The sequence below is a fragment of the Micromonospora matsumotoense genome (genome assembly GCF_050951065.1).
In the GTDB taxonomy this organism is placed as follows: Bacteria; Actinomycetota; Actinomycetes; order Mycobacteriales; family Micromonosporaceae; genus Micromonospora; species Micromonospora matsumotoensis.
The window spans coordinates 1,469,883-1,488,444 of record NZ_CP192025.1; the positions used below are offsets into that span (position 1 = coordinate 1,469,883).

Consider the following 18,562-nt stretch of genomic DNA (forward strand, 5'->3'; position numbering starts at 1 on the left):
CGGTTGACGCAAACCTCTTGATCACCCGCCCTCATCGGGCTGCCCTCGCCGGGCATCCACCCCGCCCGGCCGCACAAGCCCTCCAGCCCACCCCGTGGCCGGTGGCGGTGGTGGTGGTGTTCGGTGATCAAGAGGTTTAGGTCAGGAACGGGGGCTGGGATGACGCAAATCTCTTGATCACCGAGGCAGGCAGGGCAGGGCAGGGCGGGGCAGGGCGGGGCGGAGGCGGGGCGAGCGGGGGGGAGGGGGACCGGGAGGGGGAGGGAGGGCGGTGGGGTGGGTGGGTAGGGTTGGTGGGGAGAGGGGCGTGGGCTGGTGAGGGTTCTGGCGGCGATGTCGGGTGGGGTGGACTCCGCTGTCGCGGCGGCGCGGGCGGTGGCGGCCGGACACGACGTGACCGGGGTGCACCTGGCGCTGGCCCGCAACCCGCAGACCTTCCGGACCGGAGCCCGGGGGTGCTGCACACTGGAGGACTCCCGGGACGCGCGGCGGGCCGCCGACGTGATCGGCATTCCCTTCTACGTATGGGACATGGCCGAGCGGTTCCACGCCGACGTGGTGGACGACTTCGTCGCCGAGTACGCGGCCGGGCGTACCCCGAATCCGTGTCTGCGGTGCAATGAGAAGATCAAGTTCGCGGCGGTGCTGGACCGGGCCGTGGCGCTGGGCTTCGACGCCGTGGTCACCGGTCACCATGCCCGGCTCGGCCCCGACGGTCTGTTGCGCCGCAGCGTCGACCTCGCCAAGGACCAGTCGTACGTGCTGGCGGTGCTGACCCGCGCGCAGCTCGACCGGTCGGTGTTCCCGCTCGGTGACGCCACCAAGGCGGAGGTCCGCGCCGAGGCGGCCCGGCGTGACCTGGCGGTGGCCGAGAAGCCCGACTCGCACGACATCTGCTTCATCGCCGACGGCGACACCCGGGGCTTTCTCGCCGGGCGGCTCGGCGAGGCCCCCGGCGAGGTGGTCGACGCGTTGACCGGCGCGGTGGTCGGCAGCCACACCGGCGCGTACGCCTACACGGTGGGCCAGCGGCGGGGCCTGCACCTGGACCGGCCGGCCCCGGACGGGCGACCGCGATACGTGCTCTCCATCACCCCCAAGACCAACACGGTCACCGTCGGCCCCGCCGAGGCGCTGGAGGTTTCCCTGGTCCGCGCCACCCGTCCGGTCTGGACCGGTGGGGAGCGGCCGACCGCGCCGATCGAGTGCGAGGTGCAGTTGCGGGCGCACGGCGACGTCGTGCCGGCCACCGTGACCGTGGACGGCGACACGCTCGTCGCCGAGCTGCGCCGTCCGGTGCGCGGGGTGGCCGCCGGGCAGGCCGTCGTGGCGTACCGGCCGGACCCGGCCGGGGACGTGGTGCTCGGCTCCGCCACCATCACCGGCTGAACCCGGCCCCCGACCCCGGCGGCCGGGTGGGTCGCCCGGGGCCGGTTACCCTTCGGCAGTGACTCGACAGCAGCTCTGGCCCTGGCCGGCGGGCGCGGCGACCGGCATCGGTTCGCTGCCCGGCACCGACATCGCCGAGGCGCAACGGATCGTCGTCGGTGAACTGCCCGCCCTGCCCCACCTGCCCGAGTTGCCCGCCCGGGGGCCCGGCGCCGACCTGATCGGGCGGACCGGCGGGCTGCTCGTCGAGTTGCCGGTGGAGCTGTACGCCGCCCGCTGGCGGATCGCCCCCCGCCCCGGTCGGGACCTGCGCCGGGCCCGGGACCTGCTGGAACGTGACCTCGATCAGCTCGCCGAGCAGGCCGAGACGTACGCCGGGCCGGTGAAGGTGCAGGCGGCGGGGCCGTTCACCCTGGCCACGGCGGTGGAGCTGCCGATCGGCGGTCGGCTGCTGCGCGATCCGGGCGCGGTGCGGGAGCTGACCGCGTCGCTGGCCGAGGGGCTGCGGCTGCACGTCGAGGCGGTGGCCCGCCGGCTGCCCCGGGCGTCGGTGCTGCTCCAACTCGACGAGCCGTCGCTGCCGGCGGCGCTCGCCGGGCGGGTCCGCACCGAGAGCGGTCTGGGCACCTACCGACCGGTCGACACCACCGTCGCCCGTTCCCTGCTGAGCGAGGTCATCACCGCGGTCGGGGTGCCGACGGTGGTGCACTGCTGCGCGTCGGACGTGCCGCTGGAGCTGCTCCGTACCGCCGGGGCGGTCGGCGTGGCCCTGGACCTCGCCCTGCTCACCGACCTGGACCCGCTGGGCGAGGCGATCGACGCCGGTCTCGGCCTGCTGGCCGGGGTGGCACCGACGCAGCCGCCGTCGGCCGGCCGCGCGCCGACCTCGGCCCAGCTCGCCGATCGGGTACGCGGACTCTGGGACCGCCTCGGCTTTCCGCGCCGCCAACTCGCCGAACAGGTGGTGGTCACCCCGGCCTGCGGCCTCGCCAGCGCCAGCCCGGAGTACGCCCGTGCGGTGCTCACCGCCTGTCGTGACGCCGGGCGGCGGCTGCACGAGGAGTGAGTTTCACGTCGTACCCTGCGGGCAGGATGACGGTCATGATGGGAAAACTGCGTTCCGTGGCCATCGACTGTCCCGACCCGCGGGCCCTGGCCGGCTTCTATGCCGAGCTGCTCGGCCTGCCCCTGGTCGAGGAGGATTCCGACGGCAACGAGTGGGTGGTGCTCGGCGGTCCGGTCGGGCAGCAGCCCCGGCTCGCCTTTCAACAGGCGCCCGACCTGCTTCCTCCGGCCTGGCCCGATCCCGCCCGTCCGCAGCAGTTCCACCTCGACGTCACGGTCGACGACATCGAGGTGGCCGAGAAGGCGGCGCTCGCCCTGGGGGCCCGTCGGCTGCCCGGTGAGGGGGAGGGCTTCCGGGTGTACGCCGACCCGGTGGGCCACCCGTTCTGTCTCTGTTGGGACTGACGCCGCTGCCTGCCGGGCCGTCGGCTGCCGCGCCGCCGCCGGCCCGGCCGTCCTCGGACGTCCGGGTGGCGGACGTGTCGCGACGGGTGCCGCCGCGACGCCGCTGCCCCGGCCGGCGGCGTCCGGCGTGCCGGGGTGGCCGGGGCGGGGCATGATCGGGGTTGTGATCGACTCCTCGCTGCGCCGCGCCTCCGGTTCGCTGTTCGGGCTCGCCTACGGCGATGCGCTCGGCAAGCCGACCGAGTTCCTCTCCGTGCCGGAGATCCACCGCCGGTACGGCCCGGACGGGCCACGGGAACTGGTCGGCGATCCGGTGCTGGTCACCGACGACACCCAGATGGCGCTCGCGGTGGCGTGGGCCCTGCACGACGCGCCCGGCTACACCCCGGAGGCGGTCGAGCCGCTGCTCCGGCGGCGCTTCCTGGACTGGGCCGCCAGCCCGGAGAACAACCGGGCACCGGGGATGACCTGCCTGCGGGCCTGCGGCGAGCTGGGTCGGGGACTGCCGTGGCAGCAGGCGACGGTGATCGACTCGAAGGGGTGCGGCGCCAACATGCGGGTCACCCCGGTCGGGCTGCTCGACGTCGACCTGGACACTCTCGCCGGTCTGTCCCAGCTCCAGGCCGGCCTCACCCACGGTCACCCGACCGGCCTGGCCGCCAGCGAGCTGACCGCGTACGCGGTGCGGGTGCTGCGGGACGGCGCGGCGCTGGCGGAGTTGCCCGGCCTGCTGACCGACCGGGCCCGGACCCAGCGCCGCACCTACCGGGCCGACTGGCTGGGCGACCTGTGGCGGCGTTCCGGAGCGGACTCCCCGGCGGAGTTCATCGCCCAGGGGTGGGACGAGTGCCGGTCGGCGCTGGACCGGCTCGACGCCGCGCTGCGCCTGCCGGACGACGGCGGTGACCCGTGCCGGCACACCGGGGAGGGCTGGATCGCCGAGGAGGCCCTCGCCACCGCGCTGCTCTGCGTCCTGCGGCACCCCGACGACCCGGTGGCGGCGATCGGCCGGGGCGCGACCACCGCGGGTGACTCCGACTCGATCGCCGCGCTGGCCGGCGCGTTCCTCGGCACGGCCCACGGGCTGTCCGGCTGGCCAGCCGACTGGTCCCCCCGCATCGAGTACGCCGATCAGCTCGCCACCCTCGGCGCGGCCTGGGACTGACCCGCCCGGAGGGTTGCCGCACCACCGGCCGGTCGTGCCGTCGCGCGGGCCGTATCCCCTGCGGGCCGTATCCCTGCGGGCCGTACCCCTGCGGGTTGCAGCACCGGCGGTTCGTGCCGTCGCGCGGGCCGTACCCCAGGCGGGTCGCATCACCGGTGGGCTGCGCCGTCGCGCGGTCCGCCGACCCGCGACCGACCCGGTCGTGCTCCGCCGTGCGGCGGAGTCGGATGCGGTGGTGCGCGGGCGCGGTGCGGCGTGGCAGTGTCAGGCCCGAAGGGCGGGTCAGGCCGGAGTGCGGTCCGGCCCGGGTGCGGTCAGGGCGGGGTGCGGTGCGGGTCAGGCCGGGCTGCGGCGTCCGTGCAGCCGTTGGACCTGACGCCACAACGCCGGGTCGCAGCTGCCGGCCCGGCGGGTGAAGGCGTCGGCCGGGATGTGCAGCGGCTCGGCCAGGTCGAGCCAGCTGTCGTGCTCGGCGTCCGGGTCCCAGTCCCGGGTCGGGATCGACACGTGGTCGTCCCGGTCGCCCTTGTCCTGGCTGGTGATCTTCAGTACCTCACCGCCCCGGTCGTCGGCGCGTAACACCAGGCAGGGCCGTACCTTCGAGCCGGTGCCGTCGTGGAACGGCACGTCCGCCCACCAGATGTCACCCGGCCGCGGCGTGCCGGTGGGGGTGCGGGGGCGGGGTGGCGCGGCCGGACGGGCCCGGTCCCGGGGCGGGGTGCCCCGCTCCGGCCGGGTGCGTTGGCCGCCGCTCGACGGGCGTCCGCCCCGCTGCCGCCACTCGTTCCAGGCCCAGCCGGCGACGACCGCCAGGACGATCAGCAGACCCCACAGCACCCACTCCGGCATCGGTACCCGCCTTCCTCCGGGCGGCCACCGTGCCGCCGACGTGCGGCGATCGTCGCACGGTCGGGGGTCGCCCGCCCGTCGGGCGCGGTGGGGGAGGCCGCAGAGTGTCCGACCGGCCCGTTACCGTGCTCCAGTAGCGTGATCACGGGGAGGTTCGCACGATGTCCGGAGGCGACAGGGTGTCGGAAGAAGAGATTCCCCAGCAGGTCAGCGCGGCGCAGGAGGCGGCGGCCGGCGGTGAGCCGACCCCCGAGGCGCGGGAGCGGCACGCCACGTTGAGCCAGGAGCTGACCGAACACCAGTACCGCTACTACGTCCTCGACGCGCCGACCATCACCGACGCCGATTTCGACCGGCAGTTGCGCGAGCTGGAGGCGTTGGAGGCGGAGTACCCGGCCCTGCGTACCCCCGACTCACCGACGCAGCGGGTCGGCGGCACCTTCTCCACCGACTTCACCCCGGTCACCCACGCCGAGCGGATGCTCTCGCTGGACAACGCCTTCGCCGACGAGGAGCTGGCCGCCTGGGTCGAGCGGGTCGAGCGGGACGCCGGTGGCCCGGTGCCCTACCTGTGCGAGCTGAAGGTCGACGGCCTGGCCATCAACCTGACCTACGAGAAGGGTCGGCTGGTCCGGGCCGCCACCCGGGGCGACGGGCGCACCGGCGAGGACGTCACCGCCAACGTCCGCAGCATCCGCAGCGTGCCGGCCCGGCTCACCCCGTCCGACGAGTTCCCCGACGTCCCGGAGCTGCTGGAGGTCCGAGGCGAGATCTACTTCCCGGTCGCCGGCTTCGCCGACCTCAACGCCAGCCTGGTCGAGCAGGGCAGGGCCCCGTTCGCCAACCCGCGCAACGCCGCCGCCGGCAGCCTGCGCCAGAAGGACCCCCGGATCACCGCGTCCCGGCCGCTGCGGCTGGTGGTGCACGGCACCGGTGCCCGCACCGGTTTCCGGCCGGCCACCCAGTCCGAGTCGTACGCGGCGCTGAAGGCGTGGGGGCTGCCGACCAGCGACCGCTGGCGGGTGGTCCCCGACCTGGCCGGGGTGGCGGGATACATCGCCCACTACGCCGCGCACCGGCACGACGTCGAGCACGAGATCGACGGGGTGGTCGTCAAGATCGACCCGGTCCCCATCCAGGGTCGGCTCGGCTCGACCAGTCGGGCGCCCCGATGGGCGATCGCCTTCAAGTATCCCCCGGAGGAGGTCAACACCACGCTGCTCGACATCGAGGTCGGGGTCGGGCGGACGGGCCGGATCACCCCGTACGCGGTGCTGACGCCGGTGCACGTGGCCGGCTCGACGGTCGCCCAGGCCACCCTGCACAACGCCCGTGAGGTCGAACGCAAGGGGGTGCTGATCGGCGACACGGTGGTGCTGCGCAAGGCCGGTGACGTGATCCCCGAGGTGCTCGGCCCGGTGATCGAGCTGCGTCCCGCCGACGCCCGCCCGTTCGTCATGCCCACCCACTGCCCGTCGTGTGGCACGCCGCTCGCCCCGGCCAAGGAGAGCGACGTCGACATCCGCTGCCCCAACACCCGCAGCTGCCCGGCGCAGCTGCGGGAACGGGTCTTCCACCTCGCCGGGCGGGGCGGGTTCGACATCGAGGTGCTCGGCTACAAGGGTGCCGCCGCGCTGCTCGACGCCGAGATCATCGGCGACGAGGGTGACCTGTTCTCCCTCGACGCCGCGCAGCTCGCCCGCTCGCCGTTCTTCGTCAACAAGGACGGCAGCCTCGGCACCAACGCGACCAAGCTGCTCGACAACCTCGCCGTGGCCCGGGAACGCGACCTGTGGCGGGTGCTGGTGGCGCTCTCCATCCGGCACGTCGGGCCCACCGCCGCGCAGGCCCTGGCCCGGCACTTCCGCGCGATGGAGGCGATCGAGGCGGCTGCCGAGGAGGAGCTGTCCTCGGTCGACGGTGTCGGCCCGACCATCGCCGCGAGCATCAAGGAGTGGTTCGCCGTCGACTGGCACCGCGACGTGGTCCGCAAGTGGGCCGAGGCCGGGGTCCGGATGGCCGAGGAGGCGGTCGACGAGGGGCCGCGCCCGCTGGAGGGGATCACCGTGGTGGTGACCGGCACGTTGACCGGATTCAGCCGGGACCAGGCGGCCGAGGCGATCCAGAGCCGGGGCGGGAAGGTCACCGGCTCGGTCTCCAAGAAGACCGGTTTCGTGGTGGTCGGCGACAACCCCGGCACCAAGGCCGACAAGGCGGCCGGGCTGAAGGTGCCGGTGCTCGACGAGGACGGCTTCCGGGTGCTGCTCGACGCCGGCCCGGAGGCGGCCCGCGAGGTGGCCCGGGTCGAGGAGAGCTGACCGCCCGCCCCACCCGGCGCGGCCCCGCCTGTCCCGCTCCACCCATAGGTGAATCTTGGGGTCGTATACCAACTTAGTCACGACTACGACCGATTCGTGGCTGTCGTACGGATCCACCGGCACCCAGGGCGTTTCATGGTGGCAGGTGTGCGGCAGGCGTACACCCTGATGGGCGTGCCCGGGAGGTGCGATGGAGACCGCCGATCCCCGCAACTCGTTCCCGGGTGGGCGGGAGGCACCGTTCCTGGGTCTCGTCGCCGGGGTGATCGGCCTGGCCGTCCTGGCCTCCGTCGCGCCGCTGGTCGACCTCCTCGACCGGCCCGACCGGTTGCCGGCCGCGTTCTGGACGATGGCGGTGCTCGCGGTCGGCTGCGACGCCCGGCCCTTCGTGCCCTCGGGACGCCGGCAGACCTCCGCGGTCTTCCCGTCCACCTGCTTCACCTTCGCCATCCTGCTCGGCTGGGGTCTCGGCCCGGCGGTGTTCGTGCAGGCCGTCGCGGTCGCCGTCTCCGGCGTACGACTGGGACACGCCCCCTGGCGGACCACCTTCAACGCGGCCCAGTACGCCTGCGCGCTCGCCGCCGCGTACCTGGTGCTCCGGCTCGGGCCGGGCGGCCTGTTCGACGACGACCGGTGGGGCTGGACCGACATCCTCACGGTCGGCGGCGCGACCGTCACCTGGTTCGTGGTCAACTACGGGCTGGTCAGCACCGCGCTGCGGCTGCGCTTCGGCGGCCGCTGGTGGCCGGCGGCCCGGCAGGGGCTGCCGTTCGAACTGCTGTCCACCGGTTCGCTGCTGCTGCTCGCCCCAATCCTGGTCACCGCCGCGCGGGCCAACGCCGCGCTGATCCCGCTGGTGCTGGTGCCGCTGTTCGCGGTCTACCGGATGGCCCGCCTCTCCGACGAACAGGTCCAGCTCGCGGCCCTCGACCCGCTCACCGGCCTGCCCAACCGCAAGGCGCTGCTCGCCGAGGTGGCCGAGCAGGTGCACCGGCACGCCGAGCGGGCCGCCCGGGGGGAACCCGGCGCGCAGGTGGCGCTCCTGCTGATCGACCTGGACCGGTTCAAGAACGTCAACGACGCGCTCGGCCACGCGGTCGGTGACCGGCTGCTGGTCGAGGTGGGTGCCCGGCTCGCTCAGGTGATCGGGGACCGGGACCTGCTGGCCCGGCTCGGCGGGGACGAGTTCGCGATCGTGGCCGGTGGGCTCGACGGGGTCGACGAGGCCCGGGAGTTGGCGGACCGGGTGGTCGCCGCGCTGGCCGAACCGGTGTCGCTGGACGGGCTGCCGCTGGACGTCGGCGGCTCGATCGGCATCGCGCTCTTCCCCGACCACGGCGAGGACTACGCCACCCTGATGCGCCACGCCGACGTCGCCATGTACGACGCGAAGCACCGCAACGACACCGTCGCCGTGTACGCGGCCGAGTCCGACCACAACTCCGCCGAGCGGTTGGGGCTCCTGGCCGACCTGCGGCGCGTACTGGAGGCCGGGCCGGCGGGCGGGCGGACCGTGCGGGGCGGTGACGGCGCGACCCTGCCGCCCCGGCTGGCCCCCGACGACGGACCTGCCAGCGACCCGGGTCCCCGGGGCGGGGCCGAGCTGGGTGTCCCGGGCCGGTGGTGGCTGCCGCGCCGACGGCTGCGGCCGGGGCCGGCGCACCCCGACGAGCTGCTGAACCGGATTCTCACCGGTGCCGACCCGGTCCGCCGCCGCGGTGCGGCCCCGCAGCACCGGCCCTCCGTGCTGACCTCGGTGACGCAGGACGCCGCGCCGCCGGCCAGCTCGGCGGAGGTCGGCGAGATCACCATGTACTACCAACCGCAGGTCGCCATCGCCACCGGGGAGGTGGTCGGGGTGGAGGCGCTGCTGCGCTGGCGGCACCCGCGCCGGGGGATGGTCGACCCGGAGGAGCTGATCCGGGTCGCCGAGCAGAGCGCCGTGATGCGCCTGCTCACCTACCGGGTGATCGACGACGTGGTGGCGCAGCTCGCGAAGTGGGCGGCGGCCGGGATCACCCTGCGGGCGGCGCTCAACGTCAGCGTCCGCGACCTGCACACCGGGGAGATCGTGGACCGGATCGCCGAGCGGCTGACCGGTTGCGGGGTACGCCCGGAACGGCTGCAACTGGAGATCACCGAGGGGGCGCTGATGGCCGACCCCCGGCGGGTGCTCGCCACCATCACCCGGCTGCACCAGCTCGGGGTGGCCATCTCGCTGGACGACTTCGGCACCGGCTACTCGTCGTTGCAGCACCTGCGCCGGCTGCCGCTGTCCGAGGTGAAGGTGGACCGGTCGTTCGTGCTGGGGATGGCCGAGGACGCCGACGACGCGGCGATCGTCCGGTCGACGATCGAGCTGGCCGGCGCGCTCGGGCTGCGGGTGGTGGCCGAGGGGGTCGAGGACGAACGGACCTGGCGGCTCCTGCACGCGGCCGGTTGCGACGCCGCGCAGGGCTGGTTCTACGCCCGCCCGATGCCCGCCGACGAACTGGCCGCCTGGCTGGCCCGCTACCGCCCGCTCAGCCCGGTGCCCAGCCCGGACGCTGAGATTCCCCGCCGGCACGCCCGCTGACCGACCCGGTCCTACCGGGATGAGGGGAGTCGGAGGCGTCGGGGTGAGCGCAGGACAATAGACTCGCTCCGGTCACCGCGCGTCATCCCGTCGACGGCGCGGCCGGCACACCCAGACGCAGCAGCACAGTCACGAAGGGGGCACCGATGGCCGCCATCTCCCGCGAGGAGGTCGCGCACCTCGCGCGACTGTCGCGGCTCGCCGTCACCGAGGAGGAGCTGGACACCTTCGCCGGTCAACTGGACGTGATCCTCCAGTCGGTCGCGCAGGTCGGCGAGGTCACGGCGGCGGACATCCCGCCGACCTCCCACTCGGTGCCGCTGACCAACGTGCTCCGCGAGGACGTGGTGGTGCCCGGACTGACCCCGCAGGAGGCGCTGTCGGGTGCCCCCGACGTCGCCGAGCAGCGGTTCCGCGTCCCGCGGATCCTGGACGAGGACGTGGCGTCGTGAGCGGGCGTGACAGGCGAACCATCGAGCCCAGTGCGCCGGGTGCCCGGGGCGCCGGTGAGCGGAGCGAGGCGACGGCATGACCGACCTGACCAGAATGACCGCGACCGACCTGGCCGGGCTGGTGGCCGCCGGGGAGACCTCCGCCGTCGAGGTGACCCGGGCCCACCTGGACCGGATCGCCGCCGTCGACGACCGGGTGCACGCCTTCCTGCACGTCGACACCGAGGGGGCGCTGGCCGCCGCCCGCGCGGTCGACGAGCGCCGGGCCGCCGGTGAGGAACTGGGTCCGCTGGCCGGGGTGCCGGTGGCGGTGAAGGACGTGCTCACCACCAAGGGCGTGCCGACCACCGTCGGCTCGAAGATCCTCGAAGGCTGGCGTCCGCCGTACGACGCGACGATCGTGCAGCGGCTGCGCGCGGCCGGCACGGTGATGCTCGGCAAGACCAACATGGACGAGTTCGCGATGGGCTCCTCCACCGAGTACTCGGCGTACGGCCCGACCCACAACCCGTGGGACACCGACCGGATCCCGGGCGGCTCGGGCGGGGGCAGCGCCGCCGCGCTGGCCGCGTACGAGGCTCCGCTGGCCATCGGCTCCGACACGGGTGGCTCGATCCGCCAGCCCGGCGCGGTCACCGGCACCGTCGGCGCGAAGCCCACCTACGGCGGCACCTCCCGGTATGGCCTGGTCGCGTTCTCCTCCTCGCTGGACACCCCCGGCCCGTGCGCCCGGACCGTGCTCGACGCGGCCCTGCTGCACCAGGTCATCGGCGGGCACGACCCGCGCGACTCCACCTCCATCCCGCAGCCGGTGCCGGACGTGGTGGCCGCCGCGAGGCAGGGTGCGACAGGTGACCTGACCGGGGTGAAGCTCGGCATCGTCAAGGAGTTCACCGGTGAGGGTGCGGAGCCGGGCGTGATGGCCGCGTTCCGCGATTCGGTGGACACGCTGGCCAAGCTGGGCGCCGAGATCGTCGAGGTGTCCTGCCCGCACTTCCGGTACGCGCTGCCGGCGTACTACCTGATCGCGCCGAGCGAGTGCTCCTCCAACCTGGCCCGGTTCGACGGGGTCCGGTTCGGGCTGCGGGTCGGCGACGACGGCAACCGGTCGCTGGAGGAGGTCATGTCGCTGACCCGGGAGGCCGGCTTCGGCGCCGAGGTCAAGCGGCGGATCATGGTCGGCACGTACGCGCTGTCGTCGGGCTACTACGACGCCTACTACGGGCAGGCGCAGAAGGTCCGTACCCTGATCACCCGCGACTTCACCACGGCGTTCGAGCAGGTCGACGCGCTGATCTCGCCCACCACGCCGTTCGTGGCGTTCCCGATCGGGGCGCGCACCGCCGACCCGTACCAGATGTACCTGGCGGACCTGTTCACCATCCCGACCAACCTCTACGGCGGGCCGGGCATCTCGGTGCCGTGCGGCCTGTCCGAGGGGCTGCCCGTCGGTCTGCAGGTGATGGCCCCGACGATGGCCGACGACCGGATGTACCGGGTCGCCGCCGCGCTGGAGTCCGTGGTCGGCACGTTCACCCCACCGGCACTGTGAGGCTGGAGTTCAGATGACGACGACACTGCCCGCGTACGACGAGGTCGTTGCGCGTTACGAGCCGGTGATCGGCCTGGAGACCCACGTCGAGCTGGGCACGAACACCAAGATGTTCTGCGGCTGCCCGACCGACTTCGGCGGCGAGCCCAACACCCGGGTCTGCCCGGTCTGCCTGGGTCTGCCCGGGTCGCTGCCGGTGGCCAACAAGGCGGCCATCGAGGCGACCATCCGGATCGGGCTGGCGCTGAACTGCTCCATCGCCGATTGGTGCCGGTTCGCCCGGAAGAACTACTTCTATCCGGACATGCCGAAGGACTTCCAGATCAGCCAGTACGACGAGCCGCTGTGCGCCGACGGCTACCTGGACGTCGAGGTCGGCGGCGAGCTGGTGCGGATCGGCATCGAGCGGGTGCACCTCGAGGAGGACACCGGCAAGACGCTGCACGTCGGTGGGGCCACCGGCCGGATCCACGGCGCGACCGAGTCGCTGGTCGACTACAACCGGGCCGGCATCCCGCTGGTGGAGATCGTCACCAGGCCCGTTCCCGGCACCGGTGCGCTCGCCCCCGAGGTGGCCAAGGCGTACGTGACGGAGCTGCGGGACGTGCTGCGCTCGCTGGGCGTCTCCGACGTACGGATGGAGGAGGGGTCGCTGCGCTGCGACGTCAACACCTCCCTCAACCTGCCGGGCGAGGAGTGGGGCACCCGCACCGAGACCAAGAACGTCAACTCGCTGCGGTCGGTGGAGCGGGCGGTCCGCTCGGAGATCCTGCGGCAGGCGTCGGTGCTCGACGCGGGCGGCCGGATCACCCAGGAGACCCGGCACTTCCACGAGGACACCGGGGACACCACGCCGGGCCGCTCCAAGGAGACCGCCACCGACTACCGCTACTTCCCGGAGCCGGACCTGGTGCCGCTCGCCCCGGACACCGCCTGGGTGGCCGAGCTGAAGGCGGCCCTGCCGGAGCTGCCCCGGCTGCACCGTCGCCGTCTCCAGGAGCAGTGGGGCCTGTCCGACCTCGACATGCAGTCGGTGCTCAACGCCGGTGCGGTCGAGCTGATCGAGGCGACCGTGGCCGCCGGCACCACCCCGGCGGCGGCCCGTAAGTGGTGGCTGGGTGAGCTGTCCCGTCGGGCCAACGAGACCGGCGTGGAGCTGGCCGACATCGGGGCCACCCCGGCGCAGGTCGCCGAGCTCCAGGGCCTGGTCGACGCGGGCAAGCTCAACGACAAGCTGGCGCGTACGGTGCTGGAGGGCGTGGTCGACGGCGAGGGTTCGCCCACCGAGATCATGACCAACCGGGGCCTGGAGGTGGTCTCCGACACCGGTGCGCTCACCGCCGCCGTGGACGAGGCGATCGCCGCCAACCCGGGCATCGCCGACAAGATCCGCAGCGGCAAGGTGGCGGCGGCCGGCGCGCTGGTCGGCGCGGTGATGAAGGCCACCCGTGGCCAGGCGGACGCCAAGACCCTGCGTGACCTGATCCTGGAGCGCCTCGGCGTCCAGGGCTGACCGGTGCGGCCGGGGCCCGACGGGGTCCCTGGCCGCCACCCGGCGAGGGCCGTCGTCGTGACCCGACGGCGGCCCGCACCGCACCCCCGGAGTACGCGCGCGACCCGCGCGACCCCCCGCCCGAGGGCGTCAACGGCGACGCCCGGATGGAGTTCCCGTGAACGAGCACGACCTCGACGTCCTCGACGAGATCCAGCGACGGGTGCTGTGGCTCGCCACCCGGATCGTGGACGCGGCCAACCACGACCGGGACACCGGCGACGGGGTGAAGGTCGGCGGGCACCAGGCGTCCAGCGCCTCCCTGGTCACCGCGATGACCGCGCTCTGGTTCGCCCACCTGGACGCCGAGGACCGGGTGGCGGTCAAGCCGCACGCCTCCCCGGTGTTCCACGCGATCCAGTACCTGCTGGGCAACCTGGACCGGTCGTACCTGCCGAGGTTGCGGGCGCGGGGCGGGTTGCAGTCGTACCCGTCGCGGACCAAGGACCCGGACGAGGTGGACTTCTCCACCGGCTCGGTCGGGCTGGGCGCGGCGGCACCGCTGTTCGCCGCGGTGACCCGCCGCTACGTCGACGCCCACTTCGGTGTCCGGCCGCACTCCCGGTTCGTCGCGTTGATCGGCGACGCCGAGCTGGACGAGGGGAACATCTGGGAGGCGGTCGCCGACCCGGCCACCACCGGCCTGGGCAACGTGATGTGGCTGGTCGACTTCAACCGGCAGTCGCTGGACCGGGTGGTGCCCGGCATCCGGATCGACCAGTGGCGTGGGCAGTTCGAGGCCGCCGGCTGGCACGTCGTCGAGGTCAAGTACGGCCGTCGGCTGGCGCAGGCGTACGCCCGGCCGGGCGGTGCGGCGCTGCGCGACTGGATCGACCGGATGCCGAACGAGCAGTACCAGTCGTTGTTCGGGCTGGCCGGGCCGGCGCTGCGTCAGCAGTTCCTGGACGGCGCGCCGACCGGCATCGCCGAGTTCATCGCCGACCTCACCGACGAGGAGTTGGCCCCGCTCGTCACCGACCTGGGCGGGCACGACCTGCAGGCCATGCTCGACGCGTACGCGCAGTGCGACGCGGTCACCGACCGGCCCAGCGTCGTCTTCGCGTACACCGTCAAGGGGTGGGGGTTGCCGCTCGCCGGCAACCCGCGCAACCATTCGGCGCTGCTCTCCACCGATCAGATCGAGGTGCTGCGGACGGCGCACGGCCTGACCACCGCGACCGAGTGGGACCGGCTCGATCCGGCGAGCCCGGCCGGCATCCGGGCCGGCGCGCGCCGCGAGGCGCTGGCCCGGATGCCCCGCCAACGGTCGCTGGGGGTCAGCGTCCCGGAGACCACCGGGGTACGCACCCACAAGCCGATCTCCACCCAGGAGGCCTTCGGGCGGGTGCTGGTGGAGCTGGCCCGGGACCCGCAGGTGGCGCCCTACCTGGTCACCACCGCGCCGGACGTGGCCACCTCCACCAACCTGGCCGGGTTCATCAACAAGACCGGGGTGTTCGCCCCGACCGAGCGGCGGTCCTGGTCGCAGGACCGGATGCTGCGCTGGACGGAGAGCCCCGCCGGGCAGCACATCGAACTGGGCATCTCCGAGATGAACCTGTTCCTGCTGCTGGGGCAGCTCGGCCTGTCGTGGGACCTGTCCGGGCAGCCGCTGCTACCGGTCGGCACCGTCTACGACCCGTTCGTGCTGCGTGGGCTGGACGCGTTCCTCTACGGCACCTACTCGGGTTCCCGGTTCGTGGTCGCCGGCACCCCGTCGGGCGTCACGCTGGCCCCGGAGGGTGGTGCCCACCAGTCGACCATCACCGCCTCCGTCGGCCTGGAACTGCCCGGCGTCACCTTCTGCGAACCGGCGTACGCGACCAGCCTCGACTGGTTGCTCTGCGACGCGTTCGGCCAGATCGCGCAGGGTGCCGCGCCGGCTGCCACCGCCGCGCCGGCCGAGGACGGGGCGTACTACTTCCGGTTGAGCACCCGCCCGCTGGACCAGACGCCGTTCGAGGCGGCCCGGGGCCGCCTCAGCGACGCGGTGCTGCGCCGGCAGGTGGTCGCCGGGGCGTACCGGCTGGTGGACGCGCACCAGGCGTACCCGCACCTGGTGGACGCGCCGGTGGTGACCCTGGCCGCCTCGGGGGCGGTGCTGCCCGAGGTGCTCGCCGCCGCCGCCGAGCTGGCCGACGAGGGCATCGCCGCGCACGTGGTCGACGTGACCAGCCTCGACCGGCTCTACCGGGCCTGGCAGCGCACCCTGCGCCAGGGCGTGCGCACGGCGACCGTGCCGAGCGTCCCGGGCGCGCTGCGGGCCGCCTTCGGGGACCGTACCCCGTTGGTGACCGTGCACGACGCCGCCTCACACGCGATGGCCTGGCTCGGCTCGGCGCTCGGGGTGCCGGCGGTGCCGCTCGGGGTGGACGAGTTCGGCCAGTCCGGCAGCGTCCGCGAGCTGTACGAACTGCACGACCTGCTGCCCGGCAGCATCGTCAATGCCGCCCTGGCCGCCCTGTCCCTGCGCTGACCCACCTGCCACCCGCACGCCCGGCTCTGCCCCTGCTCCTGCTGCCCCCGGCCCGGCGTCGTCACGTAGCTTCCTGCCCCACGTGTGCCTCGGGTTGCGATGCATCCCCGGTCCCGCCTCGGGGTTCCCCGGTCTCGCCTCGGGGTTCCCCGGTCTCGCCTCGGGGTTCCCCGGTCCCGCCTCGGGGTTGCCCGGTCTCGCCTCGGATTTCCTGGGGTCCTCGGCCCCGCCTCGGTTTCATGGCGTCCCGGCCCCGCCCCAGGTTTCGTCGCGTCCCTCATTCTGGACCGGATTGGTGGCATCTGCGACCGAAGGCCGGGGACGGTCGTCGACCCTGCCCAGGTTCTCCGCAGCCTCGGTGCGGGTCCGGTAAACGGCTTACGATGCGAGCGCGCGAACTACTTGGCACTCTCTGCCACCCACCCGGAAGCCGAATGCTGCCCTGCTTCGATAACCCTCCGTGGGCGCGTGTGCCGCATCGCGGCAGATAACCCTCCGTGTGTGATTGCTGACCTCCACTGTCATCGGTTCGCATCCTTTGCTCTGCTGCCCTCGAAGCGACAGAGCTTTGACCAGTGCGAATGCGAAACGATCAGCTAAGGGCGGGGATCGGCGGCATTGCCGTATGTAACTGTCGCTGTCGGGGCAGCAGAGCAAAGTCTCCGAGTGGGGGTAGGTGGTGGTGGCCTGGGGGTGACTTTGGGTGATGTGCGGTGGCTTCCGAACGAGGTGGCGCGCTCGACCGCGCGCCGACACCGACCGGCTCGGCGGTGTCGGAGTGGCACTGTCGTTCTGGAGGCGGGTTCCGGTGGTGCGGCAGGGGCAGCGGCAGCGGCAGGGGCCGGCGACAGCCTGCGGGCGCTCGCACCAGGGCCTGGCCACCCGCCCTGCCTGGCCCGCCCTGCCTGGCCCGACCCGCCTGGCCCGACCCGCCCGGCCCGGTTCACCTGGGCCGCCCCGCCCGGCCTGGTGTTACCGGGCCAGGCCCAGCGGTCAGGTCCGCTCGGCCCGGACAGGCCCAGCGGGGGAGTCGGCTGGTGGGGAGAGCGGTAGGTCAGCGGGTCGGGCTGGGGGACGGCGACGTGGGGGTCGGAGCGGTACCGGAGGGGGACGGGGACTCCGAGGCGCCCCGGGTCGGGGTCGGGGTGACGGGGACGTCGGCGCCCTTCGCCGGATCGCGGATCACGTGGCGTTCCAGGTTCACCTGGGCCTGCCCGGTGCCGCCGACCGTGATGTCGTCGTACGCCTGGAGCAGCCTCTGCTGGTCGAAGTAGAGCACCGACATCGACAGCGGGGTCGGCTTCTCACCCTCCAGCCCGCGTAGCCCCGCGCCGCCGGTGGAGCCCTCCACCATCAGCTGGGTCGGCTGCTGGCCGTCCACCTGCGGAAGCTTGGACATCTGGCGGGCATGGGTGTGCCCGGCCAGCACCAGTGGGCAGGTGCCGGAGAGCGGCCCGGCCGACGCCGGGTCGTGCACCAGCGCGATGTTCACCGGCTGCGGCGAGCTGCGGATCGTGGCGGCGAGCGTCTCCCCGGCCCCGATGACCTGGTTGGCGACCTGCGCGGTGAGGCCGCTGCCGGCCGGTGAGGTCTCCTTGTCCGGGGTGAACCGGGGGTCCCCGATGCCGGCGACGGTCAGCCCGGCGACGGTGGTGGTCGAGTTGTTCAGCACCACCGCGTTCGGCTGCCGGGCCACGGCCGCCGCCGTCCTGGGCGAGTCGTGGTTGCCCCGGATGTAGACGTACGGCTTCTTGAGCAGGCCGATCGAGCCGACATAGGACGCCTCGGGTTCGCTGCCCCAGTCGGTCATGTCACCGGTGTCGATCACCACGTCGATGCCGAACTGCTCGACCACGGTGCGGATCAGCTGCCAGCCGGTCGGGTTGAGGTGCATGTCGGAGACGTGCAGCACCCGGGTGGTGCCCGGCGCCGGCTCGTACACCGGCAGCGCCGAGACCGTGGTGTAGAGCTGGCTGACGTTGCCCACCAGTCGTTGCAACTGCTCGGCGTAGCGGCTGTAGTCGTTGGCGATCCGCCGCGCGTCACCGACGATCGCCGGCGCGTTGACCAGCAGCCCCTCGTACCGCGGCTCCTCGATGGCCTGCGGGCGCAGGGTGCTCGCCGCCAGCCCGAGACTGCCGACGGTGACCACCAGAGCCACCCCGCCGGCCCAGGCGGTACGCCGGGTGTCCCGGAAGACCAACGCCGCCAGGATCAGGGTGACCAGCACCGCCGCGCCGAGGGTACGCAGCCCGAGGCGCAGCACCCCGTTGCGGACGTCCGTCACCGCCGACTGGCTGGCCCGGCTGATGCCGGCCGGGTCGTCGATCAACGCCTCGGTCTTGCGCTGATCCAGGGCCCCCAGGCCGACCGTCAGGTGGGTCGGGCCCTGGTGGCTGTCGAGCTGGAGCGCGCCCAGCGGGGGAATGTCGACGGTGGTGCCGCCCCGAACGGCCGGTGCGAGGGTCAGGTCGGCGCGGAACGGGCCGATGTCGGTGCTGACCCGACCGCCGGCGAACACCCCGAGGGCCGTTCCGGTCAGGGCGACCAGCAGCACCGCCAGTATCACGCCGACCCGCCGCGCCCGCCCCGACCGGTCGGTGGGCCACCGGGGCCGCCAGCGCCGCTCACGCCGGGAGGGGGTGTCGGTGTCCCCGGGCCCGCGCTGCTCGTTCTCCTGACCGTCCATGCTGAGATTCTGACCTGCCCAGTGAAGGATCTTGGCAAACCCGGCGGACGGGCGGCCGATCCGCCCGGTACCTGC

Annotated in this window: 12 protein-coding genes; 10 read left to right on the forward strand and 2 right to left on the reverse strand. The window is 73.6% G+C overall.

What is annotated here, in order from left to right; genetic code table 11:
• Positions 1-315: 315 nt before the first annotated feature.
• The 4 genes from mnmA (at position 316) to ACQP1S_RS06800 (ending at position 4,024) form a co-directional block, all read left to right on the forward strand.
• A complete protein-coding gene (gene mnmA, locus ACQP1S_RS06785) occupies positions 316-1,389 on the forward strand; it encodes a tRNA 2-thiouridine(34) synthase MnmA (protein WP_432904273.1) in 1,074 nt (357 codons plus the stop codon).
• Between the two features lie 58 nt (positions 1,390-1,447).
• Positions 1,448-2,455 (forward strand): methionine synthase, encoded by a 1,008-nt coding sequence (locus ACQP1S_RS06790; protein ID WP_432904275.1) that lies wholly within the window; start codon positions 1,448-1,450, stop codon positions 2,453-2,455.
• A 35-nt stretch (positions 2,456-2,490) separates the two neighbouring features.
• Positions 2,491-2,859, forward strand: a complete 369-nt coding sequence (locus tag ACQP1S_RS06795; protein ID WP_176738975.1) for a VOC family protein — start codon at positions 2,491-2,493, stop codon at positions 2,857-2,859.
• A gap of 151 nt (positions 2,860-3,010) precedes the next feature.
• Positions 3,011-4,024: an ADP-ribosylglycohydrolase family protein gene (locus ACQP1S_RS06800; RefSeq protein WP_432904278.1), complete on the forward strand. Its 1,014-nt coding sequence runs from the start codon at positions 3,011-3,013 to the stop codon at positions 4,022-4,024.
• A 336-nt stretch (positions 4,025-4,360) separates the two neighbouring features.
• On the opposite strand, the gene ACQP1S_RS06805 is transcribed toward ACQP1S_RS06800, so the two are convergent.
• Positions 4,361-4,873 (reverse strand): type II toxin-antitoxin system PemK/MazF family toxin, encoded by a 513-nt coding sequence (locus ACQP1S_RS06805; RefSeq protein ID WP_432904281.1) that lies wholly within the window; start codon positions 4,871-4,873, stop codon positions 4,361-4,363.
• A 161-nt stretch (positions 4,874-5,034) separates the two neighbouring features.
• Between ACQP1S_RS06805 and ligA the strand changes: the two genes are divergently transcribed.
• From ligA to ACQP1S_RS06835, 6 genes are all read left to right on the forward strand, one after another.
• A complete protein-coding gene (gene ligA, locus ACQP1S_RS06810) occupies positions 5,035-7,191 on the forward strand; it encodes an NAD-dependent DNA ligase LigA (RefSeq protein ID WP_432904284.1) in 2,157 nt (718 codons plus the stop codon).
• A 190-nt stretch (positions 7,192-7,381) separates the two neighbouring features.
• On the forward strand, positions 7,382-9,766 hold the full coding sequence (locus tag ACQP1S_RS06815) for a putative bifunctional diguanylate cyclase/phosphodiesterase (RefSeq protein ID WP_432904286.1): 2,385 nt from the start codon (positions 7,382-7,384) through the stop codon (positions 9,764-9,766).
• A gap of 146 nt (positions 9,767-9,912) precedes the next feature.
• Complete coding sequence (gene gatC / locus ACQP1S_RS06820) at positions 9,913-10,218, forward strand: Asp-tRNA(Asn)/Glu-tRNA(Gln) amidotransferase subunit GatC (RefSeq protein ID WP_067307096.1); 306 nt, start codon at positions 9,913-9,915, stop codon at positions 10,216-10,218.
• 76 nt (positions 10,219-10,294) lie between these two features.
• Complete coding sequence (gene gatA, locus ACQP1S_RS06825; RefSeq protein WP_363667224.1) at positions 10,295-11,770, forward strand: Asp-tRNA(Asn)/Glu-tRNA(Gln) amidotransferase subunit GatA; 1,476 nt, start codon at positions 10,295-10,297, stop codon at positions 11,768-11,770.
• A 13-nt stretch (positions 11,771-11,783) separates the two neighbouring features.
• On the forward strand, positions 11,784-13,283 hold the full coding sequence (gatB, locus tag ACQP1S_RS06830) for an Asp-tRNA(Asn)/Glu-tRNA(Gln) amidotransferase subunit GatB (RefSeq protein ID WP_091245544.1): 1,500 nt from the start codon (positions 11,784-11,786) through the stop codon (positions 13,281-13,283).
• A 157-nt stretch (positions 13,284-13,440) separates the two neighbouring features.
• Entirely contained in the window at positions 13,441-15,798 is a 2,358-nt protein-coding gene (locus ACQP1S_RS06835) for a transketolase-like TK C-terminal-containing protein (RefSeq protein WP_432904291.1), read from the forward strand.
• Between the two features lie 1,054 nt (positions 15,799-16,852).
• Here the strand turns inward: ACQP1S_RS06835 and ACQP1S_RS06840 are convergent.
• Positions 16,853-18,487, reverse strand: coding sequence for a metallophosphoesterase (locus ACQP1S_RS06840; protein ID WP_432904294.1), 1,635 nt, complete (start codon positions 18,485-18,487; stop codon positions 16,853-16,855).
• Positions 18,488-18,562: the final 75 nt, after the last annotated feature.